The organism is Phenylobacterium sp. (genome assembly GCF_019636135.1).
In the GTDB taxonomy this organism is placed as follows: domain Bacteria; phylum Pseudomonadota; class Alphaproteobacteria; order Caulobacterales; family Caulobacteraceae; genus Phenylobacterium.
In genome coordinates this window covers 56,900-77,547 of sequence record NZ_JAHBYD010000023.1, presented here as the reverse complement: position 1 = coordinate 77,547, position 20,648 = coordinate 56,900, and the positions used below count along the sequence as shown (strand labels likewise).

Below are 20,648 nucleotides of genomic sequence, written 5' to 3'. Positions count from 1 at the left end.
CCGCCGCGACCGAGCTGGCGGCGATCGACGCGGGCCAGAAGAGGATCCGCGCCGCGGCCGACCGGGCCGTCGCCGCCGCCCAGCGCGGCGATGCGCGCGCGGTGAACGCGGCGCGGGCCGAGGCCGACCAGGCGCACAAGGCGCACGACGACGGGCTGGCGGCGCTCCGGGCCACGGCGGCGGCGCAGACCACCGCGCTGGACGCGGCGATCGCCCAGTGCGCCGCGACGCCCGAGCTCGCGGCCTACGAGGGCTGTACAGCGCTGGCCGCCGAGCAGGCGACGCTCACCGCCGCCATCGACAGGCTGGGCAAGCGCTACCAGGCCGCCGACGCCGCCTACCCCGCCGACCGCGCCCGCATCGAGGAAGCCTCGGCCACCGTGGCGCTGAGCGCGATCCGCTAGTTCCGGCAGAGGCCGATCAGGCGCCGCTTGCGCTTTTGCACATCTGGAACATAAGAAGAACTTACGCCAGAGTGCGACGTCGCCAAAACCGGGATGACACGTGTTTTTGAGACGCTGACTCAGCTCGTCGAGCCGCCGTCGACGACGATGGTCTGCCCCGTCGTCCAGGCGCCGGCGCGGCTGGCGAGGTAGACGGCGGCGCCGGCGAGGTCGTCGGGCTCGCCCAGGCGGCGCAGCGGGGTGCCGGAGGAGGCGCGTTCCTCGCCCGCCGGATTGTCCCACAGCGCCTTGGCGAAGTCGGTCTTCACCAGGCCCGGCGCCACGCAGTTCACGCGGATGTTGTAGGGGCCGAGCTCGCCGGCGAGGTTGCGGGCGAGCTGCATGTCGGCGGCCTTGGAGATGCAGTAGGCGCCGATCACCTGGCTGCCGCGCAGGCCGCCGATGGACGAGATGATGATGATCGACCCGTCCATGCGGGCCTTCATCTCGGGCGCCACCATCTGGATCATCCAGTTGTTGGCGACGATGTTGTTGGACAGGATCTTGTTGAAGGCGTCGTCGCTGATGTCGAGCTGGCTGCCATAGAACGGGTTCGACGCGGCGTTGCAGACCAGGATGTCGATCTGGCCGAACGCCTTGCGCGTCTCGTCCATGAGGCGCTGCAGGTCCTCCTTCGACGAGATGTTGGCGGGCACGGCGATGGCGTGGCCCGGATACTCGGCGTTGATGCCGGCGGCCACCTCGTCGCAGGGGCCGGCCTTGCGGGACGAGATCACCACCTTGGCGCCCTGCTGGGCCATGCGCTCGGCGATGGCGCGGCCGATGCCGCGCGACGAGCCGGTGATGACGGCCACCTTGCCGGTGAGATCGAAGAGGCCCTTGGCGCTCACCTTGGGGGCTTCCAGTACGGCCATCGCGGGCTCCTCCAAACACTTGTTTAAGTTGGCGGCCATTTGCGATGGGTGGTGACGTGCGGTCAAGCCGTCCCAAAACGAGATGACACCTCGACGGAGGGACGGCAAAGCTGCGCGGGAGGTCGGAGGGGTTCGATGATGCGTGTCGTGGGGCGGGTTCTGCTGGGGCTGCTGCTGGTCGTCGTGGTGCTGGCGGTGGTGGTCGTGGCGCGGACGCTGACGTTCAGGCCGGCCGGGATGGCGGACCTGGCGGACGTGAAGGTCGCGCCGGCGATCGCCGTCGACGTGAACCTCGCCGCGCAGCATCTCAGCCAGGCGATCCAGATCCCGACCGTGCGCCACCAGGAGCGCGCCGAGGACGTCGACGCCGAGTGGACGAAGCTGCACGAGATGCTGGCGCAGACCTATCCGCTGAGCCACACGGCGATGCAGCAGGTGGAGCTGGCCAGCCGGACGCTGGTGATGACCTGGCCCGGGAGCGACCCGTCGCTCGCGCCCATCGTCCTGATGGCGCACCAGGACGTGGTGCCGGTGACGGCCGGGACGGAAGGCGACTGGAAGCATCCGCCGTTCGGCGGCGCGATCGCCGAGGGCGCGGTCTGGGGCCGGGGCGCCATCGACGACAAGGGCTCGCTGATCGGCATCTTCGAGTCGACGGAAGCGCTGCTGAAGCAGGGGTTCAAGCCGAAGCGGACGGTGATCGTCGTCTCGGGCGGCGACGAGGAGGCCATCGGCCAGGGCGCGCCGGCCGCGGCGGCCTACCTCAAGAGCCAGGGGATCACCGCCGAGTTCGTGCTCGACGAGGGCCTCGCGGTGCTGCTGAAGAACCCGGTCAGCGGCGGCAAGCTGGCGGTGATCGGCACGGCCGAGAAGGGCTATGCGACGCTGAAGGTGACCGCGCCGGCGACGGGCGGCCACTCTTCGGCCCCGCCGGCCGACGGCGGCGGCGTGGTGACGCTGGCGCGCGCGGTGACGGCGATCTCGGAGAAGGGCTTCCCGCTGAAGTTCACTGGCCCCGGCGCCGACATGGTCCGCTCGCTGGCGCCGACCGCGCCCTTCGCCATCCGCATGGCCGTGGCCAACGAGTGGCTGTTCGGGCCGCTGATGACCAAGCAGGCGGCGGCGACGCCCTCGGGCGCGGCCCTGCTGCACACCACCATCGCGCCCACCATGCTGAAGGGCAGCCCGAAGGAGAACGTGCTGCCGCAGGACGCCACGGCCTTCATCAACTACCGCATCGCGCCGGGCGACACCTCGGCCACCGTGATGGCGCGGGCCAGGAACGCGGTGGGGACCTTGCCGGTGGAACTCGCCTGGACCCGCACGCCGAACGAGCCGTCGCCGGTGTCGTCGACCCGTTCGTGGGGTTGGAAGATGGTGGCCGCGACCGCGGCGGCGGTGGCGCAGGCGCCGGTGGCGCCCAGCCTGGTGACCGCCGGCACCGACAGCCGCTACCTCGCGCCGGTGGCCAAGGACGTCTACCGCTTCCAGCCCGTGGAGTTCGAGATGAGCGACATCGAGATGATCCACGGCACCAACGAGCACATGACGCTGAAGAACCTGGAGAAGATGGTCCAGTTCTACGCCCGCCTGATCGTGACGAGCGCGGGGTAGCGCGGCCGCTCTCCCCAACGTTGTCATCCCGGTCCTCGCCTCGCGGTGAAACCGGGATGACAGGCGGGGGTGCGCCTGCCACGCTGTTCGCGACCCTCCGGGAGAAGCCCATGAACGACGTTCCCGCCTCCAAGCTCGCCCGCGACCCGCGCATCGACCCGCGCATCAAGGCCGTCTTCGGCTGGCCCGACCGTCCGCCGGTGGGCGACATCGCCAGCCGCGAGGCCCTCATCGCCGAGGCCAACACGCCGATGGCGCTGGCCGCCGAGGCCGCCATGCAGGGCCTGTTCGACGCCTGCGACAGCGAGGCCAACGCGCCGTCCAGGGGCCTCTCCATCCGCCGCGAGACCTTCGTCTCCCAGCCCGACGGCAACACCATCCAGGCCGCCGTCATCCGCCCCGACACGTCTGAGAAACTCCCGGGCGTCGTCTACATCCACGGCGGCGGCATGCAGACCATGAGCGCCTTCAACGGCATGTACGCCTCATGGGGCCGCATCATCGCGAGCATGGGCGTCACCGTCGTCATGCCCGACTTCCGCAACGCGCTGCGCCCCAGCAGCGCGCCCGAGGTGCTGCCGTTCCCGGCCGGGCTCAACGACTGCGTCAGCGCCGTGAAATGGGCCCACGCCAACGCCGAGGCGCTGGGCTTCGACCCCGATCGCCTGATCGTCGCGGGCGAGAGCGGCGGCGGCAACCTCACGCTCGCCACCGGCCTCAAGCTCCTGAAGGACGGCGACGTCGGGCTCATCAAGGGCCTCTACGCGCTCTGCCCCTACATCGCCGGCCAATGGCCGCACCCCGACAACCCGTCGTCGGTCGAGAACAACGGCCTGCTGCTGGAACTGCACAACAACCGCGGCGCCATGGCCTACGGCATCGAGGCGTTCGAGGCGAACGACCCGCTCGCCTGGCCCGGCTTCGCCAGCGAGGCCGACGTCCGCGGCCTGCCGCCCGTGGTCATCAGCGTCAACGAGTGCGACCCGCTGCGGGACGAGGGCGTCGGCTTCTATCGCCTGCTGCTGCGCGCCGGCCAGCCCGCCCGCTGCCGCCAGGTGATGGGCACGATCCACGGCACGGAGGTCTTCTCCATCGCCTGCCCCGAGATCAGCCGCGACACCGCCGCCGACCTCGCCCGCTTCGCCCGCGGAGACTGACGGGCGCAATGCCCGCCGCGCCGCCGAGGCGGGCCCCGAGGCCCTGAAGGGACGAACCCTGTTGCCGCAGAGTCGCCCCAGGCCCTACCGTCCCCTCCAACGAACGGGCGGGGAGACACGGGCATGGCGGCGGCCGGGGCGGGGGCGGGATCAGCTCCGAAGGGGACCGCGATGGTGGTCGCGGGCGCATCGGTCGGCACCGTCTTCGAGTGGTACGACTTCTACCTCTACGGCTCGCTCGCCTCCTTCATCACCACCCATTTCTTCTCAGGCGTGAACGAGGTCACGGGCTACATCTTCGCGCTGCTGGCCTTCGCCGCCGGGTTCGCCGTCCGGCCGTTCGGGGCCATCGTCTTCGGCCGCCTGGGCGACCTCTGGGGCCGCAAGAACACCTTCCTCGTCACCATGCTGCTGATGGGGAGCTCCACCTTCGTGGTGGGCCTCCTGCCCAGCTACGAGACCATCGGGGTCGCCGCGCCCGTCCTGCTCATCACCCTTCGCCTCGTGCAGGGCCTGGCTCTGGGCGGCGAATACGGCGGGGCGGCCACCTACGTCGCCGAGCACGCGCCGCCGGGCAAACGCGGCCTCTACACGAGCTGGATCCAGACGACCGCCACGGCGGGCCTGTTCCTGTCGCTGGTGGTGATCCTCATCGTCCGCGGCCAGGTGGGCGAGGACGCCTTCAAGGCCTGGGGCTGGCGCGTGCCGTTCCTGGTCTCGATCCTGCTGCTGGGCGCCTCGCTGTGGATCCGGCTGCGGCTGGGCGAGAGCCCGGTGTTCCGGCAGATGGTGGCCGAGGGCAAGGCCTCGAAGAAGCCGCTCGCCGAGAGCTTCGGCCAGTGGCCGAACCTGAAGGTGGTGCTGCTGGCGCTCCTGGGCCTCACCGCCGGCCAGGCGGTGGTCTGGTACACCGGCCAGTTCTACGCGCTGTTCTTCCTGGAGAAGACGCTGAAGGTCGACGGGGCGCTCGCCAACACGCTCATCGCCATCGGCCTGGCGCTGGGCACGCCGTTCTTCGTCGTCTTCGGCTGGCTCTCCGACAGGATCGGCCGCAAGCCCGTGATCCTCGCGGGCTGCGTGCTGGCCGCGCTCACCTACTTCCCGATCTTCAAGGCGCTCACCGAGGCGGCCAACCCCGACCTCGCCCACGCCGCCGCCCGCGCGCCGGTCATGGTGGTGGCTCACCCGTCCGAGTGCCACTTCCAGTTCGACCCGGTCGGCAAGCAGGCCTTCACCAGCGCCTGCGACGTTGCCAAGGGCGCCCTCGCCAACGCCGGCGTCGGCTACGTCAACGTCTCGCCGAAGGACCCCGCGCCCACGGTCATCCGCATCGGCGAGAAGACCATCCCCGCGCTGCAGGGCGGCGAGGCCATGTCGTCGGCCGAGTTCAAGGCTGCCAGGGACGCCTGGACCAAGGGCTTCGCCGCCGAGCTGAAGGCCGCCGGCTACCCCGCCAAGGCCGACCCCGCGAAGATGAACAAGCCGCTGGTCGTGGGCCTGCTCTTCCTGCTCGTGCTCTACGTGACCATGGTCTACGGCCCGATCGCCGCGGCGCTCGTCGAGATGTTCCCGGCCCGGATCCGCTACACCTCGATGTCGCTGCCCTACCACCTCGGCAACGGCTGGCTGGGCGGCTTCCTGCCCACCACCGCCTTCGCCATGGTCGCCGCCACGGGCAACATCTACTACGGCCTCTGGTACCCGATCGTCGTGGCGGCCTTCACGGCCGTCGTGGGCGTCTTCTTCGTGAAGGAGATGCGGGGCAACGCCATCGAGGCGTAGTTCCCTCCCTTAATGGGGAGGGACAGGCCGCGTGAGCGGCCAGGGTGGGGAAGTGTGGGCCAGAATGCGGCGTCGGGGGTGATCCCGACTGCCTCATCCTGGCCGCTGCGCGGCCTGTCCCTCCCCATGAAGGGGAGGGAAGCGCGGCGCCTATTCGGCGGCCGCGCGGGTGATGTCGATCTTCGGGGCCAGTTCGCCGGCGGCGTAGCGCTTGGCCATGGCCGAGAGCGGGACGGCCTTGATGCCGGAGGCGTGGCCGGCCGTGCCGAACTCCTCGAAGCGCTGGATGCAGACCTTCCGCATCGCCTCCTTGGCGGGCTTCAGGTAGCCGCGCGGGTCGAACTCGCCGGGCTTCTCGACGAACACCTGGCGGATGGCCGCGGTGATGGCCATGCGGTTGTCGGTGTCGATGTTGATCTTGCGCACGCCGTGCTTGATGCCGCGCTGGATCTCCTCCACCGGCACGCCCCAGGTCTGGGGCATCTCGCCGCCGTACTTGTTGATCAGGTCCTGCAGGTCCTGCGGCACCGACGACGAGCCGTGCATCACCAGGTGGGTGTTGGGCAGTCGGCGGTGGATCTCCTCGATCACGTTCATCGCCAGGACGTCGCCGTCGGGCTGGCGGGTGAACTTGTAGGCGCCGTGCGACGTGCCCATGGCGATGGCGAGCGCGTCGACCTCGGTGGCCTTCACGAAATCGACCGCCTGGTCGGGGTCGGTCAGGAGCTGGTCGTGGCCCAGCTTGCCCTCGAAGCCGTGGCCGTCCTCCTTCTCGCCCATGCCGGTCTCGAGGCTGCCCAGCACGCCCAGCTCGCCCTCCACCGAGGCGCCGACCCAGTGGGCCATGTCCACCACATTGCGGGTGACCTTGACGTTGTAGTCGTAGTCGGCCGGCGTCTTGCCGTCGGCCTTCAGCGAGCCGTCCATCATCACCGAGGTGAAGCCGTACTGGATGGCGGTGGCGCAGGTGGCCTCGTTGTTCCCGTGATCCTGGTGCATGCAGATCGGGATCGCCGGATACATCTCGGCCATGGCGTCGATCAGGTGCTTCAGCACGATGTCGTTGGCGTAGGAGCGCGCGCCGCGCGAGGCCTGCATGATCACCGGCGAGTCGGTGGCCTCCGCGGCCTCCATGATCGCCAGCGCCTGTTCCATGTTGTTGATGTTGAACGCGGGCACGCCGTAGCCGTGCTCGGCGGCGTGATCGAGAAGCTGTCGAAGCGTAATCCGAGCCATCAGGTCCCCACCTGTATCCTAAGCGTGTGTCTTACTGGGCCAGGGCGGCCACGCCGGGCAGCGCCTTGCCTTCCATCCATTCAAGAAACGCGCCGCCCGCAGTCGATACGAACGTGAAGTCCGCAGAGACGCCGGCCGCGTTGAGGGCCGCCACCGTATCACCCCCGCCGGCCACCGCCACCAGCTTGCCCGACCTGGCCAGTTCGGCGGCATGGCGGGCCGCGGTCAGCGTGCCCTTGTCGAACGGAGGCATCTCGAAAACGCCCAGGGGGCCGTTCCAGATCAGGGTCTTCGAATTGTTCATCGCGCGGCAGAGGCGCTCCACCGTCTCCGGCCCCGCGTCGAGGATGCGCTCGTCGTCGTCGATCGAGCCGGGATCCCGCACCCGGGCCGGCGCGCCGGGCGCCATCTTCTCGGCCACCACCACGTCCAGCGGCAGGAAGAGCTTGCAGTTGTTCTGGCCGGCGATCCGGATGATCTCGCGCGCCGTCTCGGCCAGGTCCTTCTCGCAGTAGGACGCGCCGACGTCGTGCCCTTGCGCGTAGAGGAAGGTGTTGGCCATGCCGCCGCCGATGGCCAGCTTGTCCAGTTTCGTGACCAGGTGCTTCAGCAGGTCGAGCTTGGTGGAGACCTTCGAGCCGCCGACGATGCCCATCACCGGCCGCTCCGGATGGCCCAGCGCGCGGTCCAGCGCGTCCAGCTCCAGCCGCATCTGCTCGCCGGCGTAGGCGGGCAGGCGCCTGGCCAGGGCCTCCGTCGAGGCATGGGCCCGGTGGGCGGCCGAGAAGGCGTCGTTCACGTAGAGGTCGCCGTTCGAGGCCAGGGCGTCGGCGAACTGGCGCTCGTTGGCCTCTTCGCCCGCGTGGAAGCGCACGTTCTCCAGCAGCAGCACGCCGCCGGACTTGAGCGCGGCCACCGCCTCGCGCGCCTTCGGGCCGACACAGTCCTCGGCGAAGGCGACGGGCGCGCCCAGCACCTTGGCCAGCGGCTCGACCACCGGCTTCAGGCTCATGGACGGCACGACCTTGCCCTTGGGCCGGTCGAAGTGGGCCAGCAGGATCACCTTGGCCCCGCCGGCCCGCAGCTTGTCCACCGTGGGCCTGGCGGCGCGCAGCCGCGTGTCGTCGGTGACCCGCCCGTCCTCCATGGGGACGTTCAGGTCGACACGGACGAGGGCGCGCTTCCCGGAAAGATCGGCGTCGTCGAGGGTCTTGAATCTCATGAGCTAGGCCCCTGCGCGCCGCGGGCGCTGTTCTTGAACCACCAAGCCCACCAAGGACACCAAGATGGCAGCCCGCGAAGAAGCGCCTTGGTGATCTTCGTGCGCTTGGTGGTGAAAGAGGGGCGCTGGCGCGCCGCGATCCAGCACGGGCTAGATCAGCGACGCCATGTGGACGGCGGTGTCGCTCATGCGGGTCGAGAAGCCCCACTCGTTGTCGTACCAGGTCAGGACGCGGCCGAGGCCGCCGTCGATCACCTGGGTCTGCGGCAGGGCCGCGGTCGACGAGGCCGGGTTGTGGTTGAAGTCCATCGAGACCAGCGGCTCCTTGGTCACCGCCAGCACGCCCTTCAGCGGGCCGTTGGCCGCGGCTTCGAGCGCGTCGTTGATCTGCGCCACCGTCACCGGGCGGGTCGGCACGAACTTCAGGTCGACCACCGACACGTTCGGGGTCGGCACGCGGATCGAGGAGCCGTCCAGCTTGCCGGCCAGCGCCGGGATCACCAGGCCCAGGGCCTTGGCGGCGCCGGTGGAGGTCGGGATCATCGACATGGCCGCGGCGCGGGCGCGGTACAGGTCCTTGTGCATCGTATCCAGCGTCGGCTGGTCGCCGGTGTAGGAATGGATCGTGGTCATGTAGCCGCGCTCGATCCCGCACAGCTCCTGCAGGACGTGGGCGACGGGCGCCAGGCAGTTGGTGGTGCAGGACGCGTTCGAGATGATCACGTCGTCCCTGGTCAGGGTCTTGTGGTTCACGCCGTAGACGATGGTCTTGTCGACGTTGTCGCCCGGGGCCGAGATGATGACGCGCTTGGCGCCGGCGTCGAGGTGGGCCTGGGCCTTGTCCTTCGACGTGAAGATGCCGGTGCATTCCAGGGCGATGTCGACGCCCAGGTCCTTGTGCGGCAGGTCCTTCGGGTCGCGGATCGCCGTGACCTTGATCCGGCCGTGGCCCGCCACCTCGATGAAGTCGCCGTCGACCTTCACCTCGGCCGGGAAGCGGCCATGCACGCTGTCGTAGCGCAGCAGGTGGGCGTTGGTCTCGACCGGGCCCAGGTCGTTGATGGCGACCACCTGGATGTCCTTGCGGCCATGTTCGACGATCGAACGCAGGACCAGGCGGCCGATGCGACCGAAACCGTTGATGGCGACGCGGACAGCCATGGGGCGGGGCTCCTTCAGATTTTTGTGTGGCCGGGTTCTTGAGGCGGGGGACGCGCAAGTCAACCCCTGACGCCAGGGAGGCGAGGCGGCTCAGGCCACGAATCCGCATCTGGCGCGTTCAGGTGACATGACGCTGAAGCTTCGCCACGTGGCCCCCGCCGTCGTCCTGGCCCCGCTCCTGGCCTTCGCCGCCTGCGGCCGCTCGCCCGAGCGGGCGCCGGCCGCCACGCCGGCCGCGAGCGCGGTCACCACCGCCGTCTACGAGTGCCCCGACGGCCGCAGGATCACCGCGACCTACGACCGCCAGTCGGCCGAACTGCGCATCGGCGACAGGACCTACCGCCTGACGACCGCGATCTCGGCCAGCGGCGCGCGCTACGTCGGCGACGGCGTGCAGTGGTGGACCAAGGGCCTGGACGAGGGCCGCCTCAGCCGCCTGAAGGCCGGCGAGGACGTCGCCACCGACGTCGGCGTCACCTGCCGCGGCGCGGCCGGCGGCTTCACCCCCGTCGAGCCGCCTGCGCCCGGCGCGGCGGGCGGCCTGCCCGACGACCGCACGCCGATCTCCGAGGCGCCCTTCAAGCCTGAGAGCCCGCAGGGCGCCGCCGACGTCGTGCAGACCTACTATGCGCACATCGGCCAGAGGGCCTACGCCGGGGCCTGGGCGCTCTGGAGCGACGGCGGCAAGGCCTCGGGCTATCCGACCGCCGAGGCCTTCGCGAAGAGCTTCGACCGCTACGCCCAGTACGACGCCCAGATCGGCGGCCCCGGCGCTCCGGAAGGCGCAGCGGGGTCGATCTACGTGACCGTGCCGGTGGCGATCTACAGCCGCCTGAAGACCGGCGCGGAGGTCCACGAGAAGGGCGAAGCCACGCTGCGCCGCGTCAACGACGTGCCGGGCTCCACCCCCGAGCAGCGCAAGTGGCGCATCGCGAAGATCGAGACCAAGCCCACGCCCTGACTCCCAACACAACGGAGGGGAAGTCACTGCGCGTGCGCCGCCGCCGGCCTGGCGGGTCCTGTCGGCGGGTGGGCGGCCTGCCAGAGGAGGAAGGCGCGGAGGTCTTCGGTGTCGGCGACGCTGAAGAAGCGCGCGAACGAGGCCATGCCGCGGTCCTTCAGCGCCCCGTCCTGCACGATGGCCCTGAAGCCTTCGGGATCGAGGATCGCCGGCGAGCGGGCGAGGTCCGGGTGGTAGCCGGCGGCCCCGCCATGGCACATGGCGCAGGAGTTGGCGAAGATCTCGCCGCCCTTGTCGGCGTCGCCTTTCGACGCCGTGGCGAGCTTGAGGTCCAGGGGCGGCGGGACGACCGCGGCGGGATAGGCCGGCGCCTTCGCGGTTCCGCCCAGCTTGAACACCAGCAGGCGGCCCATGGTGCGCGGCGCGTCGCGGCCGCCGGCGCCGCCGGTTCCCACCATCTGGGCGACGTACTGCTCGCCGTCGATCACGTAGGTCGCGGGCGGGGCGATGGCGCGGGCGCCCTCGTCATAGCGCCACAGCGGCGCGCCGGTGGCGGCGTCATAGGCGACGAGGTGGTTCTGGGAGGCGTGGAAGACGAGGCCGCCGTCGGTGGCCAGCACGCCGCTAGAGGCCTGGTGCGGGAAGGCGACGCTCCAGCGCCGGGTCTGCGTGACCGGGTCCCAGGCGATCAGTTCGCCGGTCGCCTCGCCGGCGCCCGGCTTGAAGCGTGGGTGGGCGTGCGGCCCCTGGGCGGCGCGGATCACGCCGGTGTTCCAGGCGCCCGGCGTGTACTTGAAACGGTCGGGGTCGGCGTAGGCGCCGCGGTTGAGCTGGGCCGGGATGTAGACGAGGCCGGTCCTCGGGCTGAACGCCATCGGCTGCCAGTTGTGGCCGCCCAGCGCGCTGGCCATCTGGGTCGAGAGCCCGCCGTTCGTGTAGCGCGCGAAGGGCGCCTCGACCGGGCGGCCGGTCTTCAGGTCGACGTGGGTGGCCCAGTCCAGCGGCACGTACTTCTCGGCCGAGATGAGCTGGCCGGTCCGGGCGTCGAGGACGTAGAAGAAGCCGTTCTTCGGGGCCTGCATGACCACCCGGCGGTCCTGGCCTGCGATCTTCAGGTCGGCCAGCATGATGTGCTGGGTGGCGGTGTAGTCCCAGCTTTCGCCGGGCGTGGTCTGATAGTGCCAGACGTACGCGCCGGTCTCCGGTTTCAGCGCGACGATGGACGACAGGAACAGGTTGTCGCCCTTCCCGCCCGAGCGGAGCTTGTGATTCCAGGGATTGCCGTTGCCGACGCCGATCAGGACGAGGTCGTTCACGGCGTCGTAGGTGATGGCGTCCCAGACCGTGCCGCCGCCGCCGCTCTCCTTCCACACGCCGTCGGACCAGGTGGCGGCGGCCTTCGCCTTGAGGACCTCGTCCGATGCGGCGCCGTCGGGCGCGCCGGTCGCGTTGGGCGTCGTGTAGAAGCGCCAGGCGAGCTTGCCCGTGTCCGCATCGTAGGCGCTGACGTAGCCGCGCACGCCGTATTCCGCCCCGCCGTTGCCGATCAGGACCTTGCCCTTGATGACCCGGGGCGCGCCGGTGATCGTATAGGGCCGCTCGCGGTCGGTGGTCTGCACGTCCCACGCGACCTTGCCGGTCCTGGCGTCGAGCGCGATCAGGCGGCCGTCGAGGGTCCCGACGTAGACGCGGCCCCGCCATATCGCGACGCCGCGGTTGACCACGTCGCAGCAGGCGTCGAAGCCCTTCTCGCCGGGGACCTTCGGGTCGTAGGCCCACAGGCGCCGGCCGGACTTCGCGTCGAAGGCGTAGACCTTGGACCAGGCGGTGGTGGCGTAGAGGACGCCGTCGTGGACCAGCGGCGTCGCCTCCTGGCCGCGGTCGGTGTCGAACTCGGCCCACCAGGCGAGGCCCAGCTTGCCGACGGTGGCCTTGTCGATCTGCTTCAGCGGGCTGAAGCGCTGCTCGTCGTAGGTGCGGCCGTAGGTCAGCCACTCGCCCTCGGGCGGATGCGCGATCTTCCGGCCGTCGACGCCCCTGCCGCAGCCCGCCAGCACCAGGGCCGCGCCCACGACGGCGGCCCATCCAACCCAACGCTTCACGCCGCTTCCCCCGAAGACTTTCCGGGAGTGTCGCAGGCGCCGCCGCAAAGCAAAAGGGCCGCCCTCGCGGGACGGCCCTTCGCGCTTCATGTGGCGAATCTAGAAGATCTCGAACAGGCCCGCCGCGCCCATGCCGCCGCCGACGCACATGGTGACGACGCCGTACCTGGCCTTGCGGCGCTTGCCCTCGTACATCAGGTGGGCCGTGCAGCGCGCGCCGGTCATCCCGTAGGGGTGGCCGATGGAGATCGAGCCGCCCGAGACGTTGTACTTGGCCGGGTCGATGCCGAGCTTGTCGCGGCAGTAGAGCACCTGCGAGGCGAAGGCCTCGTTCAGCTCCCAGAGGTCGATGTCGTCGACCGTCAGGCCGTTGCGCTCCAGGAGCTTGGGGATCGCGAAGACCGGGCCGATGCCCATCTCCTCCGGCCCGCAGCCCGCGACGGCCATGCCGCGGTAGGCGCCCAGGGCCTCCAGGCCGCGCTTCTCGGCTTCCTTGCGCTCCATCAGCACCACGGCGGCGGCGCCGTCCGACAGTTGCGACGCGTTGCCGGCGGTGACGAACTTGCCTTCCTTCACGTAGCGGCCGCCCTTGAAGACGGGGCTGAGCTTCTGGAGGTCGGCCAGCGTGGTCTGCGGGCGGTTGCCCTCGTCGCCGGAGATGGTGATCTCCTTGTCGGCGGTCTCGCCGGTCTCCTTGTTGACCAGCACCTTCATGACCGTGGTCACCGGCGTGATCTCCTGGGCGAACCGGCCCTCCGACTGGGCCTGGGCGGTGCGCTGTTGCGATTCCAGGGCATAGGCGTCCTGCGCCTCGCGGCTGACGCCGTAGCGCTCGGCCACGATCTCGGCGGTCTCGATCATCGAGGTGGCCAGTTCCGGCACGTGCTCGGAAAGCCAGGGGTCGCGGGCCATGAAGCCGTTGACGTGGGCGTTCTGCACCAGGCTGATCGACTCGATGCCGGCGCCGATGGCGATCGGGGCGCCGTCGTTGATGATGTACTTGGCGGCGGTGGCCACGCCCATCAGGCCCGAGCTGCACTGGCGGTCGATGGTCATGCCCGAGACGGTGTTGGGCAGGCCGGCGCGGAGCGCCGCCTGGCGGGCGATGTTGTTGCCCGTCGTGCCCTGCTGCAGCGCGCAGCCCATGGCCACGTCGTCGACCTCGCCCGGGTCGATGCCGGCCTGGGCGACGGCCGCGCGGATGGCCTCCGCGCCCAGCGTCGCGCCATAGGTGTTGTTGAACGCGCCGCGGTAGGCCTTGCCGATGGGGGTCCGCTTGGCGGCGACGATGACGGCTTCACGCATGTGGAGTGGTCCTGCTTTACGTTGGGTGAGATGTCTGGTCGCGAAAAAGGGCGGGGTGTCGCCACGCCCGCCCTCGTTCTGGAAATCAGCCCTTGAGGTCGCCGAACTTGCCGCCGTCGGCGGCCAGCTTCTCCAGGAGCGCGGCGGGCTTGAAGTCGTCGCCCATCTTGCCCTGGAATTCCTTCATCTTCTCCAGGACCTTCTTCGGGCCGCCGACCAGGTCGCCGTAGAACATCGGGCCGCCGCGGTAGACCGGCCAGCCGTAGCCGTTGATCCAGACGGTGTCGACGTCGGACGCGCGGATGGCCATGCCCTCTTCGAGGATCTTCACGCCCTCGTTGATCATCGGGAAGACGCAGCGTTCGAGGATCTCCTCGTCCGAGATCTTCCGCGGGTTGCGGCCCGACTTCACGATGAAGTCGTTGATGATCTTCTCGGTGACGGGGCTCGGCTTGGCGACGCGGTTCTCGTCGTAGTCGTAGTAGCCGGCGCCGGTCTTCTGGCCGCGTCGGTCCATCTCGCAGAGCACGTCGCGGATGGTCTCGCCCTTCGAGTTCTCCTTCACCCAGCCGATGTCGAGGCCGGCCAGGTCGCTCATGGCGAACGGGCCCATGGGGAAGCCGAAGTCGTAGAGGACGCGGTCCACGTCCCAGGGCATGGCGCCTTCCAGCACCAGCTTCTGCGCCTCGCGCTGGCGCTGGCTCAGCATGCGGTTGCCGATGAAGCCCGGGCAGACGCCCGAGAGCACGGCGACCTTGCCGATCTTCTTGGCCAGTTTCATCGAGGTGGCGATGACGTCCTTGGCGGTCTTCTCGCCGCGGATGACCTCCAGCAGCTTCATGACGTTGGCCGGCGAGAAGAAGTGCAGGCCGATGACGTCCTGCGGCCGGCTGGTGACCGAGGCGATCTCGTCGACGTTCAGGTAGCTGGTGTTCGAGGCCAGGATCGCGCCCGGCTTGGCGATCTTGTCGAGGTTGGCGAAGACGTCCTTCTTGATGTCCATGCGCTCGAACACCGCCTCGATGATGAGGTCGCAGTCGGCGAGCGCCGAAAGGTCGGTGCCGCCCGAAAGCAGGCTCATGCGCTTCTCGGTCTCTTCGGGCTTGGCGCCGCGCGAGCGTTCGTAGTTGGCGCGGATCGTCTTCAGGCCGCGGTCGAGGGCTTCCTGCTTCAGCTCCACGATCGTCACGGGGATGCCGATGTTGACGAAGTTCATCGAGATGCCGCCGCCCATGGTGCCGGCGCCCAGGACGCCGACCTTCCTGATCTCGCGCACCGGGGTGTCGTCCGGAACGTCGGGGATCTTCTGGGCCTGGCGCTCGGCGAAGAAGTAGTAGCGCTGGGCCGCCGACTGGCTGCCGGCCATCAGGCCCATGAACAGGGTGCGCTCGGCCTTCAGGCCCTCGTCGAAGGTGGCCGAGTTCACCACCGCCTCGATGCACTTGATGTTGGCTTCCGGCGCGTCGAAGCCGCGGAACTTGCGGGCGTTCTTCTTGCGGAACTCGGCGAAGATCTCGGGGTGGCCCTTGGCCGCTTCGAGCTTGGCGTTGTTCTCGCTGATCTTCGTGAGCGGCTTGTTCTCGGCGACGCACTTGTTGGCGAAGGCGATGGCGCCTTCCTTCAGCTTGCCCTCTTCGACCATCTCGTCGACCAGGCCCAGCTTGGCGGCTTCCGGCGCCGGCACGTGGCGGCCTGAGGTCACCATCTCCAGCGCGTTCTCGACGCCGACCACGCGGGGCAGGCGCTGCGTGCCGCCGGCGCCCGGCAGCAGGCCCAGGGCCACTTCCGGCAGGCCGAGGCGGGCCGAGGGGACGGCCACGCGGTAGTGCGCGCAGAGCGCCACTTCCAGGCCGCCGCCCAGCGCCGTGCCGTGGATCGCCGCGACCACCGGCTTCGGCGAGCTTTCCATCATGTTCTGGACGTCGAACAGCGAGGCGCCCTTGGACGCGCCGCCGAACTCGGTGATGTCGGCGCCGGCGATGAAGGTGCGGCCGTCGCAGATCAGGACGATGGCCTTGGAGTCGTCGGCGATGGCCTGCTTGAAGCCCTCGTAGAGGCCGTCGCGGACGTTGAACGACAGCGCGTTCACCGGCGGCGAATTCAGCGTGATGATCGCGACGTCGCCCTCGCGGGTGAGCGTGGTCACCGAATTGATCTCGGTCATCTGGCGTCCTCGAAATGATGGGCCGACCGCTCGCTCAAAAATCTGGCGGCCGTGAAATTCAAACGCGTGTTATAGGCCTCGGCGGAGACGGCCAAGTCAATTGTGCCGCAAGGGAATCGGGAGGTTTCATGGCGTCAAATCTGTTCTCGCTCGACGGCAAGGTCGCGCTGGTGACCGGCGGCTCGCGCGGCATCGGCAAGATGATCGCCAAGGGCTTCCTCGAGGCCGGCTGCCGCAAGGTCTACATCACCGCACGCAAGGCCGCGGCCTGCGACGCGACGGCTGAGGAACTGGGCCCGAACTGCGTCTCGATCCCGGTCGACATCTCGACGGTCGAAGGCTGCAGGATGCTGACCGAGCGCTACCTGCAGCACGAGGACAGGCTGGACATCCTGCTGAACAACGCCGGCGCCGCCTGGGGCGCGGAGTTCGAGGAATATCCCGAGAGCGGCTGGGACAAGGTCGTGGACCTCAACATGAAGTCGCCCTTCTTCCTGACCCAGGCGCTCTACGACACGCTGAAGAAGAGCGGCACGCACGAGAGGCCGGCCAAGGTCATCAACATCTGCTCGATCGACGGCATCCGCCTGAACCCGCAGGAGACCTACGCCTACCACGCCTCCAAGGCCGGCCTGATCTACCTGACCCGCCGCATGGCCGCCCGGCTGATCCGCGACAACATCGTGGTCAGCGCCATCGCGCCCGGCGCCTTCGCCTCGGACATGAACCGCGTGGCCCGCGACCAGAGCGACGAGGTGGCCAAGCGCATCCCCGGCCGCCGCATCGGGACCGACGAGGACATGCAGGGCGTGGCCATCTACCTGGCCAGCCGCGCGGGCGACTACGTGGTCGGCGAGACCATCGCGGTGGACGGCGGCGTGGCGCTCGCGCAACTCGGCGCCTGATCCGGGCGCCTGACGCCCTTCTCCTCGACGCAGGGCCATTTCATAGGGATGCGAGCGGCCGAGAGGCCCTAAGTCGAACCGCAGAGCCCGCAGAGATGCGCAGAGAACTCCGGTGGACCCGCGACCCTCTCTGCGTGTCTCCGCGATCTCCGCGGTTCATGAATCGGGCGGACGAGCCGCCCACGATCCATATGCGATTGCCCTCTCCTCAACGCAGGAAGGGAGATCACGAGGCCCTGAGCCCGCGCATCCTTGCCGGCGGCTTAACCGTAAGTCCTGGCGGAGAGGGACCTTTCCCGCGCGTACCGGCGGGTGGTGGGCATCCCGTACCGTGTCCTGCTTCGAGCCAGTTTCTCGTCCTCTCCACCAACCTGCTTCGCGCCGGCGCGCTTCGCAGGGCTTCGTCCTCCGAAGCCTCGGCGAAGGCGGACGGCCGAGTCGCCGGCATCGATCCGCCGCATTCTGCGCTATCTAGGGCGACGCTTTCCCGCCGAGCCCTGACGCCTTGCCTGACGAAACGCCCGCCGAGACGACGCCCAGGACGAGGCGCCCGCTGCGCCTGATCCTGGCGGTGGCCGGCGTGGTGCTGGTGCTGGCCGCGGGGCTGGCGTGGCTCAACCGCAAGGCCCTGGCGCGCGAGGCGCTGACGGGATGGCTGAAGGGCAAGGGCGTGGCGGCCGACGCCGAGGTCGAGGCCTTCGGGCCGACGACCTTCACCGCGCGCATGACGCTCGGCGATCCGAAGGCGCCCGACTTCGCGGCGGAACGCGTCGAGGTGCGCTATCGGCCGAAGATCACCGGCGTCGAGATCGTCTCGCTGACGCTGAAGAAGCCGGTGCTGCGGGCGCGGCTGGCCGGCGGCAAGCTGAGCGTGGGCTCGCTCGACCCGCTGGTGCAGGACTTCCTGCGCCGCCCGCCGCCGCCCGGCGCGAAGACGCCCCGCGTCCAGATCGACGGCGGCGTGCTCACCCTCGGCTCGGACTACGGGCCGGTGCGGGTGACGGGCGACCTTCTGGTCGAGGACGAGCGGCTCAAGCGGCTGGCGGCGACGTCGGCGCCGGCGCGGCTCAAGGGCCAGGGCTTCGAGGCGATCCTGGGCGCAGGATCGCTGCGGCAGACGGCGGCGACCGACCGGCTCGACGTCAGCCTCGTCTTGCCGGTCACCAAGGCGACGTACGGCGACCGCACGCTCGGCGACGCGCGGCTGACGCTCTCGGCGCAGGGGCCGTACCCCGACCTCGTGAAGCATCGCGGCGAGGGCGCGATCGCGGTCCGCGCGGCGCTCACCGGCAAGCGGCTGAGCGGCGCAGGGCAGGACCTGAAGGGCGTGAGCCTGACGGCCGCCTTCGACGGGACGACGGCCGGCTGGGTCCAGGACCTGCGCGTGGCCGGGCGGGCTCAGGCCGACCTCGCCGCGGAGGCCGTGGAGGCGTCGGGCGCGCGGACCGGGGCGGTGAAGGCGCGGCTCGTCTCGGACGACCTGCGCTGGACGCGCAAGGGCGGCGACGTGGTGCAGGCGAACGCGCGGCTGACCGGCTCGGCCGCGGGCGTCGCCGTCTCGGAGCTGCTGATGGACCGCGCCGCGGTGGACGGCCGCTTCAAGGTCTACGCCTCGGCGGCGTCGGTGCAGGTCGACGGCGCGGCGGGGTTCGAAGGCCACGGCCGCTGGGGCGGCCTCGGCCCCGTCGCGGCGGCCGACGCCCCGCAGATGGCGGCGCTGAAGCGCGCGGCGCGGGGCTTCCGCATCACCGCGCCGCAGACGCAAGTGAAACTGGCGCTGTTCGCGGCCAAGGGGGCGACGCCGGCCCGCACGTCGTTCCGCGCCTGGCCGGAGCAGCCGGTCCGCGTGCTGCCCGACACCGGCGGGGTCGTGCAGGCGGCGCTGGACCGGGCGGCCCTGGTGCGGATCACCAGTTCGGGCGGCGGCCTACCCGAGGTCGACGCGCGGCTGACCCGCGTGGCGTCCGACGGCGCCGACCTCTCCGTGACGGCGCGCAAGCTGGCCGTGGGCCCGATGGTGGGGGGCGAGGCGCAGGCCTCGGGCCGGCTGGCGTTCGGCCGGGCGCTGACCTTCACGACGGCGACGTGCGTGCGTTTCCGGGTTGAGCGCCTGGAGTTCGGGGCCAACGACATCGAGCAACTGGCGGGCCGGCTCTGTCCGGCCGGCGGCCCGCTGCTGCGGGTGGCGGACGGCGGCTGGGCGGTGAACGCCCGCGCCGAGGGCGTGACGGCGGCCGTGCCCTTCACCCAGGCCCGGCTGGACGGCGGCGCGGGTCGCATCGCCATCCAGGGCCGCGGCGACCGCATGACGGTGCGGGGCGGGCTGACGGCGGCGCGGGTGACCGACACGGCGCCCGAGGCGCGGTTCAACCCGCTGGACGTGACCGGGCCGATCGGCCTTACGGACTACATCTGGACGGCGGACCTGGCGTTCCGCACGGCGGCGGGCCAGCCGGTGGCGACCGCGCTCGTCACCCATGACGGCCGCCTCGCCATCGGGACCGCGGTGATCGACACGGGGATGCTGACGTTCGCGGAGGGCGGGCTGCAGCCGTCGGGCGTGGCCCCGGTGGCCCGCGCGGTGGGCTCGCCCGCCGTGGGCCAGGCCCGGTTCGAGGGCCGCTTCGACTGGGCGCCCGAGGGCGCGTCGAGCTCGGGCCGGCTCACCGTGCCCGGCCTCGACTTCATCAGCCCCGCCGGGCCGGTGAAGGGCCTGAAGGGCGAGATCGCGTTCGAGAGCCTGGCGCCGCTGGTGGCCGCGCCGGGCCAGCGGCTCTCGGTGACGAAGATCGAAGGCGTCATCCCCATCGAGGGCCTGTCGGCGCGGTTCTCGCTGCACGACAACCTGCTCGCCATCGCCGGCGGCGAGGCCGACGTGGGCGGCGGCAAGGTGCGGGTCGAGACGCTGCAGATCCCGCTGGTGGCGGGCATGCCGACGCAGGGCGTGCTGATCTTCGAAGGCGTGCAGTTGCACGACCTCGTGGAAGCCTCGCCCTTCGGCGACAAGGTCGAGCTCGACGCCAGGGTCTCGGGGCGCGTGCCGTTCGAGATGACCGGGACCAGGGTGCGGATCACCGGCGGCGAGCTGAAGGCGATCCAGCCCGGCCGCATCTCCATCGACCGCTCGGCGCTGACCGGCGTGACCGCCGACGCCGAGGCGGCGGCGCCGGCGGTCGTCGACCCCAACGCCACCTTCACCGACTTCGCCTACCAGGCCATGGAGAACCTGGCCTTCGACACCCTGGACGCCTCCATCGCCAGCCGCGACGACGGGCGCATGGGGATCCTCTTCCACATCGTCGGCAAGCATGACCCGCCGACGAAGCAGCGTATCAGGCTCACCGTGATGGACCTGATCGGGAAGCGGTTCCTGGGCAGGACGCTGCCGCTGCCATCGGGGACGAAGGTGAACCTGACGCTGGACACGAGCCTGAACCTGGACGACCTGCTCGCCGACTGGTCGGAGTATCAGAAAGCCAGGGACGGCGGTTCAGGTGGGGTTCAGCCGTGACGCTTCATACGAGGAGACATGATGAGGACCGATCCATGAGAAGGCTCCTGCTCGGCGCGCTCGCGCTCGCGAGCCTCGGCGCCTGCACTCCGACCGTGAGGGTCGAGGTGGCGCCGATCACCATCTACGCCAAGCTGGACGCCAACGTCCGGCTGCAGCTGGACGAGGACGTAAAGGCCCTCATCAGCAAGAACCCGAACCTGTTCTGAG

The 20,648-nt window shown here is 70.2% G+C and carries 15 protein-coding genes; 8 read left to right on the top strand and 7 right to left on the bottom strand.

What is annotated here, in order from left to right:
• Positions 1 to 404, top strand: a 404-nt coding sequence (locus KF737_RS16175; RefSeq protein ID WP_296457069.1) for a hypothetical protein, incomplete at its 5' end; no start/stop codon positions are given.
• Positions 405 to 523: 119 nt separating this feature from the next.
• Here KF737_RS16175 and KF737_RS16170 read toward each other — a convergent pair.
• A complete protein-coding gene (locus KF737_RS16170; RefSeq protein WP_296457066.1) occupies positions 524 to 1,318 on the bottom strand; it encodes an SDR family oxidoreductase in 795 nt (264 codons plus the stop codon).
• Positions 1,319 to 1,456: 138 nt separating this feature from the next.
• Between KF737_RS16170 and KF737_RS16165 the strand changes: the two genes are divergently transcribed.
• From KF737_RS16165 to KF737_RS16155, 3 genes are all read left to right on the top strand, one after another.
• Positions 1,457 to 2,932 carry a M20 family peptidase gene (locus KF737_RS16165; protein WP_296457079.1) on the top strand — a complete coding sequence of 492 codons (1,476 nt, stop codon included), beginning with the start codon at positions 1,457 to 1,459 and terminating at the stop codon, positions 2,930 to 2,932.
• Positions 2,933 to 3,042: 110 nt separating this feature from the next.
• A complete protein-coding gene (locus tag KF737_RS16160) occupies positions 3,043 to 4,089 on the top strand; it encodes an alpha/beta hydrolase (protein ID WP_296457063.1) in 1,047 nt (348 codons plus the stop codon).
• A gap of 123 nt (positions 4,090 to 4,212) precedes the next feature.
• A complete protein-coding gene (locus KF737_RS16155) occupies positions 4,213 to 5,871 on the top strand; it encodes an MFS transporter (protein ID WP_296457061.1) in 1,659 nt (552 codons plus the stop codon).
• 150 nt (positions 5,872 to 6,021) lie between these two features.
• Here KF737_RS16155 and fba read toward each other — a convergent pair whose 3' ends face one another.
• From fba to gap, 3 genes are all read right to left on the bottom strand, one after another.
• On the bottom strand, positions 6,022 to 7,107 hold the full coding sequence (gene fba / locus KF737_RS16150) for a class II fructose-bisphosphate aldolase (protein ID WP_296457058.1): 1,086 nt from the start codon (positions 7,105 to 7,107) through the stop codon (positions 6,022 to 6,024).
• A gap of 31 nt (positions 7,108 to 7,138) precedes the next feature.
• A complete protein-coding gene (gene pgk / locus KF737_RS16145) occupies positions 7,139 to 8,329 on the bottom strand; it encodes a phosphoglycerate kinase (RefSeq protein ID WP_296457053.1) in 1,191 nt (396 codons plus the stop codon).
• Between the two features lie 150 nt (positions 8,330 to 8,479).
• On the bottom strand, positions 8,480 to 9,490 hold the full coding sequence (gene gap, locus KF737_RS16140; protein ID WP_296457049.1) for a type I glyceraldehyde-3-phosphate dehydrogenase: 1,011 nt from the start codon (positions 9,488 to 9,490) through the stop codon (positions 8,480 to 8,482).
• A gap of 127 nt (positions 9,491 to 9,617) precedes the next feature.
• On the opposite strand from gap, the gene KF737_RS16135 reads away from it, so the two are divergent.
• Complete coding sequence (locus KF737_RS16135; RefSeq protein WP_296457046.1) at positions 9,618 to 10,451, top strand: MliC family protein; 834 nt, start codon at positions 9,618 to 9,620, stop codon at positions 10,449 to 10,451.
• A gap of 23 nt (positions 10,452 to 10,474) precedes the next feature.
• On the opposite strand, the gene KF737_RS16130 is transcribed toward KF737_RS16135, so the two are convergent.
• The 3 genes from KF737_RS16130 to KF737_RS16120 all read right to left on the bottom strand — a co-directional run bounded on the left by KF737_RS16130 (position 10,475) and on the right by KF737_RS16120 (position 16,022).
• Complete coding sequence (locus KF737_RS16130; RefSeq protein WP_296457043.1) at positions 10,475 to 12,553, bottom strand: PQQ-dependent dehydrogenase, methanol/ethanol family; 2,079 nt, start codon at positions 12,551 to 12,553, stop codon at positions 10,475 to 10,477.
• A gap of 99 nt (positions 12,554 to 12,652) precedes the next feature.
• Entirely contained in the window at positions 12,653 to 13,858 is a 1,206-nt protein-coding gene (locus KF737_RS16125) for an acetyl-CoA C-acyltransferase (protein ID WP_296457040.1), read from the bottom strand.
• 85 nt (positions 13,859 to 13,943) lie between these two features.
• Positions 13,944 to 16,022, bottom strand: a complete 2,079-nt coding sequence (locus KF737_RS16120) for a 3-hydroxyacyl-CoA dehydrogenase NAD-binding domain-containing protein (protein ID WP_296457037.1) — start codon at positions 16,020 to 16,022, stop codon at positions 13,944 to 13,946.
• Between the two features lie 128 nt (positions 16,023 to 16,150).
• On the opposite strand from KF737_RS16120, the gene KF737_RS16115 reads away from it, so the two are divergent.
• The 3 genes from KF737_RS16115 (at position 16,151) to KF737_RS16105 (ending at position 20,647) form a co-directional block, all read left to right on the top strand.
• Positions 16,151 to 16,927 (top strand): SDR family oxidoreductase, encoded by a 777-nt coding sequence (locus KF737_RS16115; protein ID WP_296457034.1) that lies wholly within the window; start codon positions 16,151 to 16,153, stop codon positions 16,925 to 16,927.
• A 505-nt stretch (positions 16,928 to 17,432) separates the two neighbouring features.
• Positions 17,433 to 20,438, top strand: coding sequence for a YdbH domain-containing protein (locus KF737_RS16110; protein WP_296457031.1), 3,006 nt, complete (start codon positions 17,433 to 17,435; stop codon positions 20,436 to 20,438).
• Positions 20,439 to 20,473: 35 nt separating this feature from the next.
• Entirely contained in the window at positions 20,474 to 20,647 is a 174-nt protein-coding gene (locus KF737_RS16105) for a YnbE family lipoprotein (RefSeq protein WP_296457026.1), read from the top strand.
• The last annotated feature ends 1 nt before the right edge of the window (position 20,648 follow it).